Source organism: Bradyrhizobium sp. HKCCYLRH3061 (assembly GCF_051168015.1).
In the GTDB taxonomy this organism is placed as follows: Bacteria; Pseudomonadota; Alphaproteobacteria; order Rhizobiales; family Xanthobacteraceae; genus Bradyrhizobium.
In genome coordinates, this window is sequence record NZ_JBNPUE010000006.1 from 1 (window position 1) to 16,231 (window position 16,231).

A 16,231-nucleotide genomic window follows, 5' to 3' on the forward strand; every position below is an offset into this window, starting at 1 on the left:
ATCCGGCTCTCCGCCTATCATGAAGGCGGCCATATCATCATCTGCATCGCCGACAACGGCCGCGGCCTCAACACCGAGCGCATCAAGGCCAAGGCCCTGGCGAACGGCCTCGTCACCGAGGCCGAGCTCGAGAAGATGACCGAAGCGCAGATCCACAAGTTCATCTTCGAGCCGGGCTTCTCGACCGCGGCCGCCGTCACCTCGGTCTCGGGCCGCGGCGTCGGCATGGACGTGGTGCGCACCAACATCGACCAGATCGGCGGCACCATCGACATCAAGTCGGTGGTCGGCGAGGGCACCTCGGTCACCATCAAGATCCCGCTGACGCTCGCGATCGTCTCGGCGCTGATCGTCGAAGCCGGCGGCGACCGCTTCGCGATCCCGCAGCTGTCGGTCGTCGAGCTGGTGCGCGCGCGCGCCAACTCCGAGCACCGCATCGAGCGCATCAAGGACACCGCGGTCCTGCGCCTGCGCAACAAGCTCTTGCCGCTGATGCATCTGAAGAAGCTCCTGAAGATCGACGACGGCTCGTCGACCGATCCGGAGAACGGCTTCATCGTGGTGACGCAGGTCGGCAACCAGACCTTCGGCATCGTGGTGGACTGCGTGTTCCACACCGAGGAAATCGTGGTCAAGCCGATGTCGACCAAGCTGCGTCACATCGACATGTTCTCGGGCAACACGATCCTGGGCGACGGCGCCGTGATCATGATCATCGATCCGAACGGCATTGCGAAGGCGCTGGGCGCCGCCGGCTCGGCCTCGCAGGCGGTGTCCGACGAGCACGCCGCGCATCACGCCATCGGCGGCGAGCAGCTCACCTCGCTCCTGGTGTTCCGCGCCGGCACGGCGCAGCCCAAGGCGGTGCCGCTGGCGCTGGTCACGCGGCTCGAGGAGATCGCGGCCGACAAGATCGAGATCTCCAACGGCCGCTACATGGTGCAGTACCGCGACCAGCTGATGCCCTTGGTGCAGATGGAAGGCGTGTCGGTGCAGACGTCGGGCTCGCAGCCGATCCTGGTGTTCGCCGACGAGACCCGCGCGATGGGCCTCGTGGTCGACGAGATCATCGACATCGTCGAGGAGCGGCTCAACATCCAGGTCTCCGGCGCCAAGGACGGCATCCTCGGCTCGGCGGTGATCAAGGGCCAGGCGACCGAGGTGATCGACGTCGGCCACTTCCTGCCGATGGCGTTCGCCGACTGGTTCATCCGCAAGGAGATGGCCACCGAGTCGCAGACGCAGTCGGTGCTGCTGGTCGACGACTCCCCGTTCTTCCGCAACATGCTGGCGCCGGTGTTGAAGTCGGCCGGCTACAAGGTGCGCACCGCGGCCTCGGCGCTCGAGGGCCTGGCCACGCTGCGCTCCGGGCACAGCTTCGACATCGTCGTCACCGACATCGAGATGCCGGAGATGAACGGCTTCGAGTTCACCGAGGCGATCCGCGCCGACCAGAACCTGAACCAGATGCCGGTCATCGCGGTGTCGTCGCTGGTGTCGCCGGCGGCGATCGAGCGCGGCCGCCAGGCCGGGCTCTACGACTACATCGCCAAGTTCGACCGGCCCGGCCTGATCGCGGCGCTGAAGGAACAGATCGAGGAACGGGCCCGCGCCGAAGCCAACCGGCGGGCCGCGTGACAGCAAGCGGACAGGAGTAGCGTGCGATGAGCAGCAAGATCGAAACCACCGAGGGCGCCGCCGTCGAATACGTCACCGCGATGATCGGCGGCCAGCTGTTCGGCCTGCCGATCTCCCGGGTCCAGGACGTGTTCATGCCGGAGCGGGTGACGCGGGTGCCGCTGTCATCGGCGGAGATCGCAGGCGTCCTGAACCTGCGCGGCCGCATCGTGACCGTCGTCGACATGCGGGCGCGGCTCGGCCTTGCCCGCGCCGAGGACGGCAAGCCGCCGATGGCGGTCGGCGTCGATCTGCGCGGCGAGTCCTATGGTCTCCTGATCGACCAGATCGGCGAGGTGCTGCGGCTGCCCGAGGAGGGCCGGGAGGAGAACCCCGTCAACCTCGACCCGCGCATGGCGAAGCTTGCCGGCGGCGTGCACCGCCTCGACGGCCAGCTGATGGTCATTCTCGACGTCGATCGCGTGCTCGAGCTCGCCGCCGACAAGATGGCGGCCTGAACACTGCAACGTGAGGGCAGCGGCGCATCAGGCGTCGTTGCATTGGACCCTGATCTCGTGAGGCTGAAATGAGAACTTGTCTGGTAGTTGACGATTCCAGCGTCATTCGAAAGGTGGCGCGCCGCATTCTGGAAGGTCTGGATTTCCAGATCGTGGAAGCGGAGGACGGCGAGCAGGCGCTGGAGATCTGCAAGCGGGGCCTCCCGGATGCGGTGCTGCTCGACTGGAACATGCCCGTCATGGACGGCTACGAGTTCCTCGGCAACCTCCGGCGCATGCCGGGCGGCGACGCGCCGAAGGTGGTGTTCTGCACGACCGAGAACGATGTCGCGCACATCGCGCGCGCGCTGCACGCCGGGGCCAACGAGTACATCATGAAGCCCTTCGACAAGGACATCGTGACCGCGAAGTTTCAGGAAGTCGGGCTGATCTGATCTCCGTCGCGTGCGTCGGTCCCGTGGTCATCCGGGCTTGCCGTCACCCCGTGCCTCTGTCCTGTTGGTGAACTATGAGCGTCGCGTTGGCCAGTTCTTCGATCCCAAGTTCGACCAGGCAGGAACCTCTCCGGGTGATGGTCGTGGACGATTCCGTGGTCATCCGCGGCATGATCTCGCGTTGGATCGCGTCTGAGCCCGACATGGTCGTGGCGGCGTCGCTGCGCACCGGCCTCGAAGCCGTGAACCAGATCGATCGCGTCAATCCCGACGTCGCCGTGCTCGACATCGAAATGCCCGAGCTCGACGGCATCGCCGCCCTGCCGAAGCTGCTTGCCAAGAAGAAGAACCTCGCCGTCATCATGGCGTCGACGCTGACCCGCCGCAACGCGGAGATCAGCTTCAAGGCGCTGTCGCTCGGCGCGGCCGACTACATCCCGAAGCCCGAGAGCACGCGCGAGGCCTCGGCGGCCGACAATTTCCACTACGATCTGATTCAGAAGATCCGCAATCTCGGCGCCAAGGCGCGCCGCGCCGCTCCCGCTCCGCATGCGCCGGCCGCCTCGCCGATCGTCCCGCAAGTCCAGGGGCTCCGGCCTGCGCCCACGGCGCGGCCGATGGTCGCCCCCGTGGCGCCCGCCGTGCCGACCCAGCTGGCGCGCCGCTCATTCAGCTCGCAGATGCCGAAGGTGCTGCTGATCGGATCGTCGACCGGCGGCCCGCAGGCGCTGATGTCGCTGGTGACCGAGCTCGGTCCCGTGATCGACCGCTTTCCGGTGCTGATCACCCAGCACATGCCGCCGACCTTCACCACCATCCTCGCCGAGCATCTGGCGCGCTCGAGCCGCCGGCCGGCCCACGAGGCCGTCGACGGTGAAGTGGTGAAGCCGGGTCAGATCTACCTTGCCCCCGGCGGCCGCCACATGCGTGTGGCGCGCCATGGCGCCGATGTGGTGATCGCGCTCGACAACGGTCCTCCGGTCAATTTCTGCAAGCCCGCCGTCGATCCCTTGTTCATGTCGGCGATCGAGGTCTGGCAGGGCTCGACCCTCGCCGTGATCCTCACCGGCATGGGATCCGACGGCATGCGCGGCGGCAAGGACATCGTCGCCGCCGGCGGCAGCGTGATCGCGCAGGACGAGGCGACCAGCGTGGTCTGGGGCATGCCGGGCGCAGCCGCCAATGCCGGCATCTGCGCGGCCGTCCTTCCCTTGAATCAGATTGGACCGAAGCTGGTTCGTCTGTTTGCTGGAGACCGTTCGTGACACCCCTGGACTATGAGTTCTTGCGTAAGGTCCTGAAGGATCGCTCCGGCCTCGATCTGTCGGCCGACAAGCAGTACCTGGTCGAAAGCCGGTTGCTGCCGCTGGCCCGCCGCTCCAACCTGCCGGGCATCACGGAGCTGGTGCAGAAGATCAAGAGCGGCGCAGAGCAGCTCACGACGCAGGTGGTCGAGGCGATGACCACCAACGAGACGTTCTTCTTTCGCGACAAGATTCCGTTCGATCATCTCCGCGAGGGCATCCTGCCGGCGCTGATCCAGTCGCGCGCCAATCGTCGTACCCTGCGCATCTGGTCGGCCGCCTGCTCGACCGGGCAGGAGCCGTATTCGATCGCGATGTGCCTGCGGGAGCACGGCGCGGCGCTGGCCGGCTGGCGCATCGAGATCGTCGCCACCGACCTGTCGCAGGAGGTGCTCGAGAAATCGAAGGCCGGCCTCTACAGCCAGTTCGAGGTGCAGCGTGGATTGCCGATTCAGCTGCTGGTGAAATATTTCACGCAGCTCGGCGAGCTCTGGCAGCTCAGCGCCGACATTCGCGGCATGGTCCAGCATCGCCAGCTCAACCTGCTGCAGGACTTCTCGCATCTCGGCAAGTTCGACATCATCTTCTGCCGCAATGTGCTGATCTATTTCGACCAGGACACCAAGGCCTCGATCTTCGAGCGGATGGCCAAGGTGATGGAGCCGGACGGCACGCTGTTGCTGGGAGCCGCCGAATCGGTCGTCGGCATCACCGACGCGTTCCGGCCGAACCAGGAGCGCCGCGGTCTGTACCAGATCAATCCGGTGCGCAGCCCGCGCGGCGGCGCGGCGCTGCTGCCCGGCCTCAAGGTGGTCGCGGCGCGCTGAGGCCTTCGGGCTATCGTCCCCGGCCCGCCGGCGCGTCGACCGGTGGCGGCGGTCCGTCCCTCCGTCCCGCATCCGGCCCCTCGCGGCTCCCGCTACCTTAAAAGAGCCGCTTCTGCACCCGCAGCGAAATAAATCTCGCCAGGCGATGGAACTTCTCCGTGCCCGCCGCGTCTACTCAGGCCTCGGTGTGGGCTCATGTCTGTTGGTTTGATGGCGGGGGACTGGATGAAAACGAGTGTGCGTCCTCGGATCGTGACGCGGGATCTTCCTGTCATCGCCAAATCGCCGACCGGCATCGACGGTCTCGACGAGGTCACCTTCGGCGGCCTGCCGCAGGGGCGGCCGACGCTGCTGTGCGGCGCGGCCGGTTGCGGCAAGACATTGTTCGCGATGACGTTTCTCTACAATGGCGCGGTCGTCTATGACGAGCCGGGCGTGTTCATTGCCTTCGAGGAGCAGCCCGAGGACCTGATCAAGAACGTAGGCTCGCTCAGCTACGACGTCGAGCGGCTGATCGAGCAGAAGAAGCTCGTGGTCGACCACATCCATCTCGATCGCAACGAGATCGAGGAGGCGGGGGATTACGATCTCGACGGCCTGTTCATTCGCATCGGCTTCGCGATCGACTCGATCGGCGCCAAGCGCGTCGTGATCGATACCATCGAAACCTTGTTCGGCGGCCTCGACAACCAGGCGGTGCTGCGCTCCGAGCTGCGCCGGCTATTCGAATGGCTGAAGAGCAAGGGCGTCACCGCCATCATTACCGGCGAGCGCGGTGACGGCACGCTGACGCGCTACGGCCTCGAGGAATACGTCGCCGACTGCGTCATCCTGCTCGACAACCGCGTGCATGACCAGCTCTCGACGCGGCGGCTGCGCGTGGTGAAGTACCGCGGCACGGCGCACGGCACCAACGAATACCCCTTCATCATCGACCAGGAAGGCATCACGGTGATGCCGATCACCTCGTCAGGCCTCGCGCATGATGCGTGGACCGAGCGGGTGTCGACCGGCATCGCCGATCTCGACCAGATGCTCGAGGGCCAGGGCTACTACAAGGGGTCGAGCATCCTGATCTCGGGCATGGCCGGCGCCGGCAAGTCGACGGTCTCGGCGCACTTTGCCAATTCGATCTGCAAGAGCGGACAACGCTGCATCTATTTCGCGATGGAAGAATCGCCGCAGCAGATCGTCCGCAACATGAAGTCGGTCGGTCTCGACCTGCAGCAATGGGTCGATCGCGGCCTGCTGCGGTTCTCGGCGCGGCGGCCCAATCTTTACGGCCTGGAAACCCACCTCGCCGCGATGCATCGCGAGGTCAAGGAGTTCGATCCCGCGGCCGTTGTGGTCGATCCCATCTCGGCGCTCATGGGCGCCGGCCTTGCCGGCGACGTGCATTCGATGACGCTGCGCCTCATCGATTTCCTGAAGGCGCGCGGCGTCACGGCGCTGTTCACCAATCTCGGCGCGGGCACGGCGGAGACGGCGACCACGGAGATGCACATCTCGTCGCTGACCGACACCTGGCTGCTGCTCTACAACCGCGAGAGCAATGGTGAGCACAATCGCCAGCTCTATCTGCTGAAATCGCGCGGCATGGCGCATTCCAACCAGGTCCGCGAATTCCTGATGAGCAGCGACGGCATCTCGCTGCGCGAGGTCTATGTCGGGCCGGACGGCGTGCTCACGGGATCGGCGAGGGTGGCGCAGGAGGCGCGAGACCGCGCCGAACGCCTGCTGCGCATGCAGGATCTGGAACGCCACGCACGCGAGAGCGAGCGCCGCCGCCGCGACCTCGCGGCGCAGATCGAGACGCTCAAGGCTCAACTGGCCAACGAGGAAAGCGAGATGGAGCTCATCAATCTGGAAGGTGCGGCTCGCGACGATCAGCGTGAAGCCGCTCGCCGGGCGCAGGTCGAAAGCCGCTCGTCCAGGCCCGCTCCAAGCTCCCCAGCCAACCCGCTGAGATCCAGCAAATGATGGCCGCTCCGATGGAACAGGATGGCTACAATCTCCGGCTCTATGTTGCCGGCCAGACCCCGAAATCGCTGGCGGCGCTCGCCAATCTCAAGAAGCTGTGCGAGACGCATCTGCCGGGCCGCTATACCATCGAGGTGATCGACCTGATGAAGGATCCGGCCCTCGCGCAACGTGACCAGATCGTCGCGATCCCGACCTTGATCCGTCAACTGCCCGAGCCCCTCAAGCGAATCATCGGCGATCTCTCCAATGCGGAGAAGGTGCTGGTTGGTCTGGACATCGCACCGAGCTGAACGGAGGACGCGTGGCATCAACAGACGCGATGCAGGCGGGACGGCCGCGTAACGAGGCGGAAGAGACGGTCGAGGCCATTCATCGCGGCAACGTCGACGCCGTGGTGGTGCAGGGCCCGACCGGACCCCAGGTCATCATGCTGCAGGGCGCGGACGCGCCCTATCATGTGCTGGTCGAGCGCATGAGCGACGGCGCGCTGACGCTCGATGCCGACGGCTGCATCGTCTATGTCAATTCCAGGCTGTGCGCGCTGACCGGCCTCGACGCCCAGGAGCTGGTGGGACGCAGCTTCGCCTCGTTGTTCGCGGGAGCAGTGCCCGAGCAGCGCGCCGACGATGCCATGACCGACGCGCAGCTGCGCCGCGCCGATGGCGGCCAGCTGCCGGTGTCGGTCTGGATGCGGCAGATGGCGATGGGCGGCGTCGTCGCCACGCTCGTGACCTTGACGGACATGTCGATTCAGCGGCGCGCCGAGGAAGTGGCCAATGCCGAGCGCTTCGCGCGCTCGATCCTGGAGCAGGCGACCGATGCGGTCGTGGTGCTGGCGCTCGACGGCCGGATCACCCATGCGAGCTGGGTCGCCGAGCAACTCGCGGAACGGCCGCCGGTCGGTCAGTTGTTTTCGGAGGCGTTTCCGCTCGACGGGCAGAGCGCCAGCCAGGAAAGTACGTTGACGCGGTTCTCGCGCGAGAGCCTGGATCAGGCGCTGGCGACCAAGCCCTTCCATGGCGTCGAGGTCGCCTTGCGCAATCCGCAGGCGTCGGGACGGTCGTTCCTGCTGTCCGGCGGACCCCTGGTGAACGATCTCAAGGAGACGGTCGGCTCGATCGTCACCCTGACCGACATCACCGAGCGCAAGCGCGCGGAAGAGCAGCAGACCGTGCTGGTCGCCGAGCTCAATCACCGGGTCAAGAACATCCTGGCGATCGTGCAGTCGGTGGCGGGGCAGACCTTGCGGACCTCGCCGTCGCTGCCGGCCTTCAACAAGGCGTTCTCCGGGCGCATCCAGGCGGTCTCGATCGCGCATGACATCCTGACGCAGACCCGCTGGATCGGCATCGGGCTGAACGAGCTGCTCACGACCGTGCTGGCGCCCTATGGCATCGGCGAAGGGCGGATCGCCATCGACGGCCCGCCGGTTCTGCTGGAGGCACGGCTCGTGCTGCCGCTCTCGATGGTGCTGCACGAGCTTGCGACCAACGCCTCCAAATATGGCGCGTTGTCCGCGCCCCACGGCCGGGTCACGATCTCCTGGCGCCTGCGCGACGATCGCCGCCGGCTCGAGCTGGTCTGGCTGGAGCGCGGCGGACCGCTGATCGAAGGCGGCGGCGCGCGGGGCTTCGGCACCACGCTGATCGACCGCGTCGTCCGCTTCGACCTCGATGGCGAAGCGCTGCTGGACTTCGAGCCCGCCGGAATTCGCTGCTCGCTGACCTTTGCGCTGACCGCGGAGACGACCCCCGAACATCTGCCGGCATCGGCCGTGCAGCCGGACTGATGACCTGAGCGGTCGCGTCCGGATCCCTGCCTCAGCGCGCGGTCGGAATCGAGCCTGGCGCCTTGCGGCGCCATACATCGTGATCCCTTTCCGTCGCCTCACGCGCGGCGCGCGCAGCTCGACGCAGCCAGCCGGAACCGCGCTTCCCGAGGTCCGCCGCGATCTCGGCGCCGGCGCGGCGGTCGGCGGCATGGATGGAGGCGAGGTCGGTGCCCATGCCGCGCAGGAGCTCGAGCTTGAGATCGGCACCGGCCTCCTTGCCGAGATCGATCTTGCGCGAGTCCGCAGACAGGCGCCGGACCACGTAGTCCCCGTCGTTGGTTCTGTGAACGTGCAGGAATGGATCGGGTGCGCGATAGGTCCCGGTCGACAGCGCGACGAATCTGTGCGGCGGCGCCGGCTTCGGCTGCGTCCCGCTCTTCGTCCTGTTCTCCGTCCTGTTCTTGGCCCAGGTCCAGGCCGAAGGGACCAGCGCCTTGGCCTCGCGGACGATGCGGCCGCCGCGCCATGTCGCGACGACGACGTAGCGCGGACGTCCGCGGCTGCCGCCGCCGGCGAAGCGGCGGAAGAACGCTGCAGTCTCCACCTGTTCCGGAAGGCTGGCGGTGAGCAGCTTCCGCACCGCGGCTGGAATTGCATCGGCGGCCGCGAGGCCGTCGATCTCCTCCCAGAATGCGCGGCGGCAATCATCCGAGCATTTGACGTAGCGCCTGATCCAGCTCTCGTGCTCGTCGAGCAGCGCCGGCCGCGGGTTCTCGAGACCGTCGCGATAGCCTTGGAGAATCGCGTCCGCGGCGTCGCGGCTGTCGATTGCCATGTCGGGCGCGAGCTCGATGCTAGTCGTGAGCCGGACCAGGTCGAAGGCGTAGGGCATCCTCGCGGCCTCGTCGAAATCGTTGACACCCCACACCCAGCGCCCGTCGGCGTCGCGCCACGTGCCGAAATTCTCCAGATGGATGTCGCCGACGCACAGCGCGACCGGCGCCTCGGCCAGCTCGGGGCAGATTTCCTCGATGCGCCGCGCCCAGCGATAATAGGTGGCGCGCAGCAGGGCGAATGGAGACTTCCGCATCCGCTGGTGCTTGGTGAGAAGGTCGTCCTCGACCACCTTGCATTGGCTGCGAAGCCAGGCCTCGTAGGCCGCGGTATCTTCGATGATGGACACGCGATGCCTCCCGATGCGCCGGGCGTGAGCGAAGCGTTATGAGTTGCGTCGACGCCGAACGAACGTGGCCTCGCACATCGCGCGCAGCGCGCGCTCGTCGAACGGCTTGGCGAGCCGGGCCAGGCCGCGGAACTCCGGCGGAAACAGCGTCGCGTCGTCATAGCCGGAGGTGATGACGATCTTGAGCTCGCGCGCGATCAGCTGCGGCAGCACGGCGAAGATCTGCTCGCCGCGCAGGTTGACGTCGAGCAGCGCGCCGTCCAGGCCGCCGCGCTCGGCCTCGCGCAGTACGTCGCCGACGCGCGAGACGGGACCGACCACCTCGCAGCCGAACCCCTGCAGCACCGTTTCCAGCTCGAGCGCGATCAGGCCCTCGTCCTCGGCGACCAGGATGCGCAAGCCTTCGAGTTCGGTCTTGTCCGTCGCCATGCCTCGTCCCGGCCATGCGCGCCCAATCGCGCAGGGAATTCGCCCTCGGTCCTATCTAATGCTCTCGACCGGCGAGTCGAGGCGTTTTCGCCGGCTGTCGTTAATATCCTACAGGATGGCGTGCGGCAAAAAGCGCGAGCGGTTGCCGGTGATCGGGCTCGTGTCCTCGCGGATCGACAGGCCGCAGGGCTGATGGTCGACGAGCCAGCTTCCGATCACCGGGAACACACCGCCGAAATCCGGCAGCGGCGCCAGCGCCTGGCGGATGAAGCCTTCGGCGCCGTAGGGCCCGTCCTGCGCAGAGACGGCGACGCCGTCGGACACCAGGCTGACATTGGCGCCCTCGCGCGAGTAGATCGGCTTGCACACGAAGCTCGGGCCGAGGCTGGCGGCCTTCGGATCGTCCTCGAAATAGGCCGGCAGCAGGTTCGGATGGCCTTCGTGCATCTGCCAGAGCAGCGGCAGGATGCCCTTGTTGGACAGGATGGCCTTCCACGGCGGTTCGATCCATTGCGTCGGTGCCTGCGCGAGCTTGGCGCCGAACGCATCGCGAAACATCCATTCCCAGGGATACAGCTTGAAGGCGAGCGCGATGTCCTCGTCGTCGAGATCGACGAAGCCGCCGGTCTCGCGCCAGCCGATGTCGGCGACGTCAAGGATGGTTGTCGTCAGGCCTCCTTGGGCTGCCGTGTCGGCCAGATAGGCCAGGGTCGTGGCGTCCTCGGCGTTGGCGGTCAGCCCGGCCAGATGCACGCGGCGCCGCTTGCCGAGGGCGCGCCAGCGCTCGATCAGGCGCTCATGGATCGAGTTGTACTGGTCCGCGCGCCCCGGCAGGATGCGGCGCTCGATCGCCTGCTCGAGCCAGGTCCATTGGAAGACCGCGGCCTCGAAGATCGAGGTCGGCGTGTCGGCATTGTATTCGAGCAGCTTCGCCGGCGTACGGCCGCCCTGATAGCTGAGGTCGAACCGCCCGTAGAGGCTGCCGTCCCTCCGGCGCCAGCTCTCCGCCAGCAGGGGCCAGACCGCTTGCGGGATCTTCAGCCGGCGCAGCAGCGCCTCGTCGCCGACGACGCGCGCGACCAGCGCGAGGCACATCTGCTCGAGCTCTGCCGTCGGCTCCTCGATGCCGAGCTCGATCTCGGCGATCGTGAATGCGTAGTAGGCGCGCTCGTCCCAATAGCGCTCGCCGCCGAGCTCGCAGAAGTCGAATCCGCACCGCGCCGCCGTCTCGCGCCAGTCGTCACGCTCGGGACAGGAGATGCGCTGCATCGGCGTCAGCCCCGGGCATCGGCAGGCATGCCGTGCCCATTGCAACAGGGCGCAGCACGGCCGCGGCCGTCATCGATGATGCGGCCATGATCACGCCCGCGCGGTCCCGGCGCCGTCCCGCGTCGGTGACCACGCGATCGCTTGCCAGCAAGATGATGCAAGGCGGCGGCGGTCACCGCGGCCCTGATCGTCGCCCGCACCACCCGGTGCGGACGTTGCATCGGATCATTTCCGATGAGTCGGTAGGCCAGTTTTTTATGATTTTGAGTCTGTGTCAAAGATCCGAATCCAAGATAGCAGCATGAACGCGGTGTTTTCACGGCGCCGGCGCGACGAAAATCAGCCGCCGCCTCCGAAGCCGTGCCCGAACGAGCCGAAGCCGCCGCGCGAGACATGGGTGAAGGAGGCCTCGGCGACATGGCCCGAGCCGCTGCTTCTGGAATCACCGTCGCTGCTGGAGAATCCCCAGCGGCCGGAGCCGCTGCCGCCGCTACCGCCGCCGCTCGAGCGGCGTGTCGTGCATTCGCCGGTCTGCGGCTGGCCGGCCATCGTCGGCGTCTCGGCGCCTGGCTGCGGGCAGCTCTGCTGCCGCGGCATCAGCGCATAGGCCGTGCTGCCGACGGCGAGCGTGCCCATCAAGAGCAGCGCAACATGGCCGGAGCGCTTCACCGGCGGCGTCGCGGGCGGGGGCGGCATCGGCCGGCGCTTGCCGAATTCGCGGCGTTTCTCGGCCATGGTCAGATGATCATCGAGGCGGCGTTCAGCGCGCCGGCGGAGAGTGACGCGAGGCCGAGCCAGATCGCCGACGCCAACTCGCCGGCGACGATGCGCTGGGCGAGATCCGGCACCGGAATGCGGACGAGGTAGTAGACGATCACCTGGACGATCAGCGCGACCAGCGCCCAGATCAGGCAGTCCAGCACGTTGGCGGAATGGGCGATGGCGCTGACCAGCGGCAGGGTGAAGCCGAGCAGGCTGAGGCCGAGCGCGATCGCGGCCGAGGGGTGATTGTCCCGGATCAGCTGGAATTCATTGTAGGGCGTGACGCGGGTGTAGACGAACAGGTAGGCCGTCACCGCGACCAGCGCGGTACAGAAGTACACCAGAAAGGCCGGCAGGCCGGCGAGCGATTGCAGGATCATGATCGGGCCAGGCGTGAGGAGCTCTCATCTGTCGCGATGCCAGCATGCCCGGTTCGACGTGAACAAAGTCTATCCGCCCTTCGCCTGGTCCTGCCTGGCCTGGTCCAGCATCTGCAGCACCGAATCCCCGGTCTTGCGGGTGTGCTCGGAGAGCGCCTGCGCGAAGCCGGCGCCGTCTCGGGCCCGCAGCAACGCCATGAAGGCCTCGTGCTCCCGGATCGACTCGTCCCAGCGCCGCGCATCGTAATTGGCCACGGCCCGGGCGCGGAAGACGCTCGCGTGCAGCGTGCTCCACATGTTGAGCAGCACGGCGTTGCCGGCGAGCCTGGTGATCTCGGCATGGATCTGCTGGTTGAGCCGGAAATAGGCGGCGCGCTCGGCGGCACGATGCAGCGCCACCAGCTCGGCATGTAGGGCGTCGAGCCTGGCAAGGTCGTCCGCCGTCGCACGCGCGGCCGCGGCGCGGCCCGCGGCGGCATCGAGCGACACCATCACGTCGAAGATCTCGGCAATCTCGTTTGCGTCGATCGGCGTCACCACGGGCGTGCGATGCGGCCGCAGCTCGATGAGGCCTTCGGCGGCGAGGATCTTGAAGGCCTCGCGCAGCGGCGTGCGCGACACGCCGAAGGTCTCGCACAGCATGCGCTCGGGCAAGGCAGCGCCGGCGGCGAGCTCGCCGTCCACGATCATCTCGCGCACCCTGGCGACGACCTGATCGTGCAGCGACAGCCGCTCGAGCGGCCGCTTGGAGTGGTCGGACGACAGCTTCAGCCGGGCCGGCTTGAAGCGCGTCTTCAGTCTGGGCCGGGGTGCCGGTGGGGTCATGGGGGCGCGGCTGCTCCGCTGCGAGATGCCTGAAATTCGGGCGATGCGCCCGCGGATCAGGCAGGTTCTTCAAAATTTGAGTGTCATTACATACTGATTTTATTGTATAAAATCAACATTGCATATCGCATCCAGCTGGCACGTCGCTTGCTGATGAGAGCCCAAGCCATGAGAGACAAGCCCGTGGATCGACCTGCCCTGGAGATGGATGTGAAACGTTTCGTGCTGCTCATTCTTGCCCTGTTGGCGCTGCCCTCGCTCAGCTTCGCCGACGACGCCCCCAAGATCAAACTCGGCTACGCCAAATGCGCGCATTGCACGCCGATGTCGCTGACGCCGCAATTCGCGGAGGGCGTCGCGATCGATGCCGTCAGCTTCAACACCGGCACGGACGCGCTGACCGCCTTGGTGTCGAAGAATATCGACGTCGCGCAGGTGACCTATCTGCATTACGCCATCGCGCTCGACAAAGGCTTCGACGTCGTCGCCATCTCCGGCCAGGTCAATGGCGGCTCGGCGATGCTGCTCGCCAACGACATCGAGATTCCGCAGGGCGACTGGGGCGCCTTGAAGGCGCTGATTGCCAAGTACAAGGCCGACGGCAAGCCGTTCCGCGTCGCCGCCTCGCGCGGCAATGCGCAGGACATCCACATGCGCGGCGCCTTCGCCAAGCAGGGCATCGACATCAACAAGGACGTGCAGTTCGTCAACATTCCCAATCCGTCCGATCATCTGCAGGCGCTGCGCCGCGGCGAGGTCGAGCTGATCTGCACCGTCGAGCCGTTCGCCACCCAGATCATGCAGGCCAAGGCGGCGAAGTTCTTCGGCTTCCCCTATGATCAGGCCGCCGGCAAGCTGACTAATTTGATCCTGACCCGCTCCGACGTCATCGCCTCCAATCCGAAGGCGCTCGAAGGCGTGGTGCGCGCGGTGGTCAAGGTCGACGCGCACATCGCCGCCGACAAGCCGGCGCTGATCGAGGTGATCTCCAAGGTCACCGGCCTCGACAAGGCGATCGCCACCGGCGCGGTCGAAAACCTCGATCCCGATCCGAAGATGTACCGCGCCTCGGCGCTCGCGATCGCATCGATGATGCGCGACCTGAAATACATCAACTCGGACGTCACGGCCGCCGTCGAGAAGAATCTCGACTACCGCTTCCTGGAAGCGGCCACCGGCAAGCCGAAGACCGAGCTCGGCTACTGAGATGACGGCGCTCGCCCAGCTCAGGAAGCTCGACCGCGCCATCGTTCCCGTGCTGGTGCTCGCCGGCTGGGAGGCGTTCTCGCGCTCGGGGGCGCTGCCGGCAGCCTTGCTGCCGGCGCCGTCGACGGTGGTGTGGGCGTGGGCGGACTGGCTGGTCGGCACCGACGGCAACACCCAGACCTACAGCGCGCACTGGCTGGCCGACATGCTGGCCAGCCTGTCGCGCGTCGCCGCCGGCTTCGCCATCGCCACGGTGCTCGGCGTCGCGCTCGGCGTCGCCATCGGCTGGTCGCGCAAGACCGAGCTCATCATCGAGCCGACCTTGCAGATGCTCCGGCCGATCCCGCCGGTGTCGTGGATCCCGCTCGCCATCATCTGGTTCGGCATCGCCAACAAGCCGGCGATCTTCCTGGTGTTCCTTGGCGCGTTCTTTCCGATCCTGCTCAACACCATCCACGGCGTGAAGACCTGCGACCGCAACCTCATCCGCGCCGGCGCCATGGTCGGCGGCAGCGAGCGCAAGCTGCTGCGCTACATCGTGGTCCCAGCGGCCATGCCGAGCATCTTTGCAGGTCTGCGCATCGGCATCGGCTCGGCCTGGATGCTGACGGTGACCGCCGAAATGGTCGCGGTGAAGAGCGGGCTCGGCTACGTGCTGTGGGACAGCTATTACTTCCTGCGCTACGATCTGGTGCTGGCGGCGATGGCGAGCATCGGCCTGCTCGGCTTCTGCAGCGATCTCGCCATCCGCACCGTGATGGCGCGCGTGCTGCATTGGCAGCGCAACACCACGCTTCGCGGCGGAGAGTAATGATGGCCACGATCGAGATCTCCGGCGTCTCCAAGATCTTCACCGACAGGAAGCGCAACGCCGACGTCACCGCGCTTAGCCAGATCAATCTGTCCATCGCCCGCAACCAGCTCGTCTGCCTGCTCGGGCCCTCCGGCTGCGGCAAGTCGACATTGCTCAACATGATCGCCGGATTCGAGCACCCGAGCGCGGGCAGCGTCGAGGTCGACGGCCGACCCGTCACCGCGCCCGGTGCCGACCGTGGCGTCGTGTTCCAGCATGCCAATCTGATGCCGTGGCTGCCGGTGTGGGAGAACGTCGCCTTTCACCTCCTGCTCGGCGGCGGCCAGAAGGCCGAGCGCCGCGCGCGGGCGCAGGTCTATATCGACATGGTCGGGCTCACCGGCTTCGAGAACCACTATCCGTCCGAGCTGTCGGGCGGCATGAACCAGCGTGTCGGCATCGCGCGGGCGCTGCTGATGAACCCGCAGGTCATCCTGATGGACGAGCCGTTCGGTGCGCTCGACGAGCAGACCCGCATGGACATGCAGACCGAGCTGGTGCGGATCTGGCAGCAGCACCAGGGCACGATCGTGTTCGTCACCCATGGCATCGACGAGGCGCTGACCTTGGGCACCCATGTGGCGGTGATGAGCGCCCGCCCCGGGCGCATCGTCGAGATCATCCCGATCGATCTGCCGCGGCCGCGGGATATCACCAGCCCGCAATTCAACGCGCTCAAGCGGCATATTCTCGCGTTGCTGCGTGGGGAGCGGGAGAGGGCGCTGGCATGATTGGCGCCTGTCTCCATGGTGCGGAGATTCTGAACCTACTCTCACAGTGGCGCCGAACCGCCGCATCACCGATGACGCGTGCTGTCGCGGCACGGGCGGTGCACCCTCTCCCCTTGTGGGAGAGGGTGGTTTCTCACGA

17 protein-coding genes are annotated in these 16,231 nt (G+C 66.7%); 11 read left to right on the forward strand and 6 right to left on the reverse strand.

Going from position 1 to position 16,231, the window contains the following annotated elements; all coding sequences use genetic code 11:
• The 8 genes from ACQR2C_RS12315 to ACQR2C_RS12350 form a co-directional block, all read left to right on the forward strand.
• On the forward strand, positions 1–1,638 hold a 1,638-nt coding region (locus ACQR2C_RS12315; protein ID WP_434881228.1), incomplete at its 5' end, for a hybrid sensor histidine kinase/response regulator.
• Positions 1,639–1,664: 26 nt separating this feature from the next.
• Positions 1,665–2,135 carry a chemotaxis protein CheW gene (locus ACQR2C_RS12320; RefSeq protein WP_315714012.1) on the forward strand — a complete coding sequence of 157 codons (471 nt, stop codon included), beginning with the start codon at positions 1,665–1,667 and terminating at the stop codon, positions 2,133–2,135.
• 68 nt (positions 2,136–2,203) lie between these two features.
• Positions 2,204–2,569 carry a response regulator gene (locus ACQR2C_RS12325; protein WP_006613312.1) on the forward strand — a complete coding sequence of 122 codons (366 nt, stop codon included), beginning with the start codon at positions 2,204–2,206 and terminating at the stop codon, positions 2,567–2,569.
• A gap of 74 nt (positions 2,570–2,643) precedes the next feature.
• Entirely contained in the window at positions 2,644–3,834 is a 1,191-nt protein-coding gene (locus ACQR2C_RS12330) for a protein-glutamate methylesterase/protein-glutamine glutaminase (protein ID WP_316177476.1), read from the forward strand.
• Positions 3,831–4,700, forward strand: coding sequence for a CheR family methyltransferase (locus ACQR2C_RS12335; RefSeq protein ID WP_434881229.1), 870 nt, complete (start codon positions 3,831–3,833; stop codon positions 4,698–4,700). The genes ACQR2C_RS12330 and ACQR2C_RS12335 overlap by 4 nt, the downstream gene beginning before the upstream one ends.
• Before the next feature lie 225 nt (positions 4,701–4,925).
• Positions 4,926–6,680, forward strand: a complete 1,755-nt coding sequence (gene kaiC / locus ACQR2C_RS12340; RefSeq protein WP_434881230.1) for a circadian clock protein KaiC — start codon at positions 4,926–4,928, stop codon at positions 6,678–6,680.
• Entirely contained in the window at positions 6,677–6,973 is a 297-nt protein-coding gene (locus tag ACQR2C_RS12345; protein ID WP_315803219.1) for a circadian clock KaiB family protein, read from the forward strand. Before kaiC ends, ACQR2C_RS12345 begins: the two co-directional genes overlap by 4 nt.
• An 11-nt stretch (positions 6,974–6,984) precedes the next feature.
• The gene (locus ACQR2C_RS12350; RefSeq protein ID WP_434881231.1) at positions 6,985–8,472 is read left to right on the forward strand and encodes an HWE histidine kinase domain-containing protein; all 1,488 of its coding nucleotides are present in this window, start codon (positions 6,985–6,987) and stop codon (positions 8,470–8,472) included.
• Between the two features lie 31 nt (positions 8,473–8,503).
• Here ACQR2C_RS12350 and ACQR2C_RS12355 read toward each other — a convergent pair whose 3' ends face one another.
• The 6 genes from ACQR2C_RS12355 to ACQR2C_RS12380 all read right to left on the reverse strand — a co-directional run bounded on the left by ACQR2C_RS12355 (position 8,504) and on the right by ACQR2C_RS12380 (position 13,302).
• Positions 8,504–9,637, reverse strand: a complete 1,134-nt coding sequence (locus tag ACQR2C_RS12355; RefSeq protein WP_434881232.1) for a DUF2252 family protein — start codon at positions 9,635–9,637, stop codon at positions 8,504–8,506.
• A gap of 36 nt (positions 9,638–9,673) precedes the next feature.
• Complete coding sequence (locus ACQR2C_RS12360; protein ID WP_434881233.1) at positions 9,674–10,066, reverse strand: response regulator; 393 nt, start codon at positions 10,064–10,066, stop codon at positions 9,674–9,676.
• Positions 10,067–10,174: 108 nt separating this feature from the next.
• Positions 10,175–11,335: a glutathionylspermidine synthase family protein gene (locus tag ACQR2C_RS12365; protein WP_434881234.1), complete on the reverse strand. Its 1,161-nt coding sequence runs from the start codon at positions 11,333–11,335 to the stop codon at positions 10,175–10,177.
• 339 nt (positions 11,336–11,674) lie between these two features.
• Positions 11,675–12,070: a hypothetical protein gene (locus tag ACQR2C_RS12370; protein WP_434881235.1), complete on the reverse strand. Its 396-nt coding sequence runs from the start codon at positions 12,068–12,070 to the stop codon at positions 11,675–11,677.
• Between the two features lie 2 nt (positions 12,071–12,072).
• Positions 12,073–12,477 carry a DUF350 domain-containing protein gene (locus tag ACQR2C_RS12375; RefSeq protein WP_315757399.1) on the reverse strand — a complete coding sequence of 135 codons (405 nt, stop codon included), beginning with the start codon at positions 12,475–12,477 and terminating at the stop codon, positions 12,073–12,075.
• A 69-nt stretch (positions 12,478–12,546) separates the two neighbouring features.
• A complete protein-coding gene (locus tag ACQR2C_RS12380) occupies positions 12,547–13,302 on the reverse strand; it encodes a GntR family transcriptional regulator (RefSeq protein ID WP_434881236.1) in 756 nt (251 codons plus the stop codon).
• A 204-nt stretch (positions 13,303–13,506) separates the two neighbouring features.
• On the opposite strand from ACQR2C_RS12380, the gene ACQR2C_RS12385 reads away from it, so the two are divergent.
• Genes ACQR2C_RS12385 through ACQR2C_RS12395 form a run of 3 tightly spaced genes read left to right on the forward strand, consistent with a single transcriptional unit; the run spans position 13,507 to position 16,092 of the window.
• Complete coding sequence (locus ACQR2C_RS12385; protein ID WP_434881351.1) at positions 13,507–14,508, forward strand: ABC transporter substrate-binding protein; 1,002 nt, start codon at positions 13,507–13,509, stop codon at positions 14,506–14,508.
• Position 14,509: 1 nt separating this feature from the next.
• Positions 14,510–15,319 (forward strand): ABC transporter permease, encoded by an 810-nt coding sequence (locus tag ACQR2C_RS12390; RefSeq protein ID WP_316177492.1) that lies wholly within the window; start codon positions 14,510–14,512, stop codon positions 15,317–15,319.
• 2 nt (positions 15,320–15,321) lie between these two features.
• Entirely contained in the window at positions 15,322–16,092 is a 771-nt protein-coding gene (locus tag ACQR2C_RS12395) for an ABC transporter ATP-binding protein (RefSeq protein WP_434881237.1), read from the forward strand.
• Positions 16,093–16,231: the final 139 nt, after the last annotated feature.

What these genes read in the sequence shown, in the direction of transcription:
- ACQR2C_RS12395 (WP_434881237.1), top strand. Translation starts at nt 15,322, where the DNA reads ATGGCCACGATCGAGATCTCCGGCGTCTCCAAGATCTTCACCGACAGG.
- ACQR2C_RS12375 (WP_315757399.1), bottom strand. Translation starts at nt 12,477, where the DNA reads ATGATCCTGCAATCGCTCGCCGGCCTGCCGGCCTTTCTGGTGTACTTC.
- ACQR2C_RS12385 (WP_434881351.1), top strand. Translation starts at nt 13,507, where the DNA reads ATGGATGTGAAACGTTTCGTGCTGCTCATTCTTGCCCTGTTGGCGCTG.
- ACQR2C_RS12370 (WP_434881235.1), bottom strand. Translation starts at nt 12,070, where the DNA reads ATGGCCGAGAAACGCCGCGAATTCGGCAAGCGCCGGCCGATGCCGCCC.
- ACQR2C_RS12325 (WP_006613312.1), top strand. Translation starts at nt 2,204, where the DNA reads ATGAGAACTTGTCTGGTAGTTGACGATTCCAGCGTCATTCGAAAGGTG.
- kaiC (WP_434881230.1), top strand. Translation starts at nt 4,926, where the DNA reads ATGAAAACGAGTGTGCGTCCTCGGATCGTGACGCGGGATCTTCCTGTC.
- ACQR2C_RS12345 (WP_315803219.1), top strand. Translation starts at nt 6,677, where the DNA reads ATGATGGCCGCTCCGATGGAACAGGATGGCTACAATCTCCGGCTCTAT.
- ACQR2C_RS12330 (WP_316177476.1), top strand. Translation starts at nt 2,644, where the DNA reads ATGAGCGTCGCGTTGGCCAGTTCTTCGATCCCAAGTTCGACCAGGCAG.
- ACQR2C_RS12360 (WP_434881233.1), bottom strand. Translation starts at nt 10,066, where the DNA reads ATGGCGACGGACAAGACCGAACTCGAAGGCTTGCGCATCCTGGTCGCC.
- ACQR2C_RS12390 (WP_316177492.1), top strand. Translation starts at nt 14,510, where the DNA reads ATGACGGCGCTCGCCCAGCTCAGGAAGCTCGACCGCGCCATCGTTCCC.
- ACQR2C_RS12320 (WP_315714012.1), top strand. Translation starts at nt 1,665, where the DNA reads ATGAGCAGCAAGATCGAAACCACCGAGGGCGCCGCCGTCGAATACGTC.
- ACQR2C_RS12380 (WP_434881236.1), bottom strand. Translation starts at nt 13,302, where the DNA reads ATGACCCCACCGGCACCCCGGCCCAGACTGAAGACGCGCTTCAAGCCG.
- ACQR2C_RS12365 (WP_434881234.1), bottom strand. Translation starts at nt 11,335, where the DNA reads ATGCAGCGCATCTCCTGTCCCGAGCGTGACGACTGGCGCGAGACGGCG.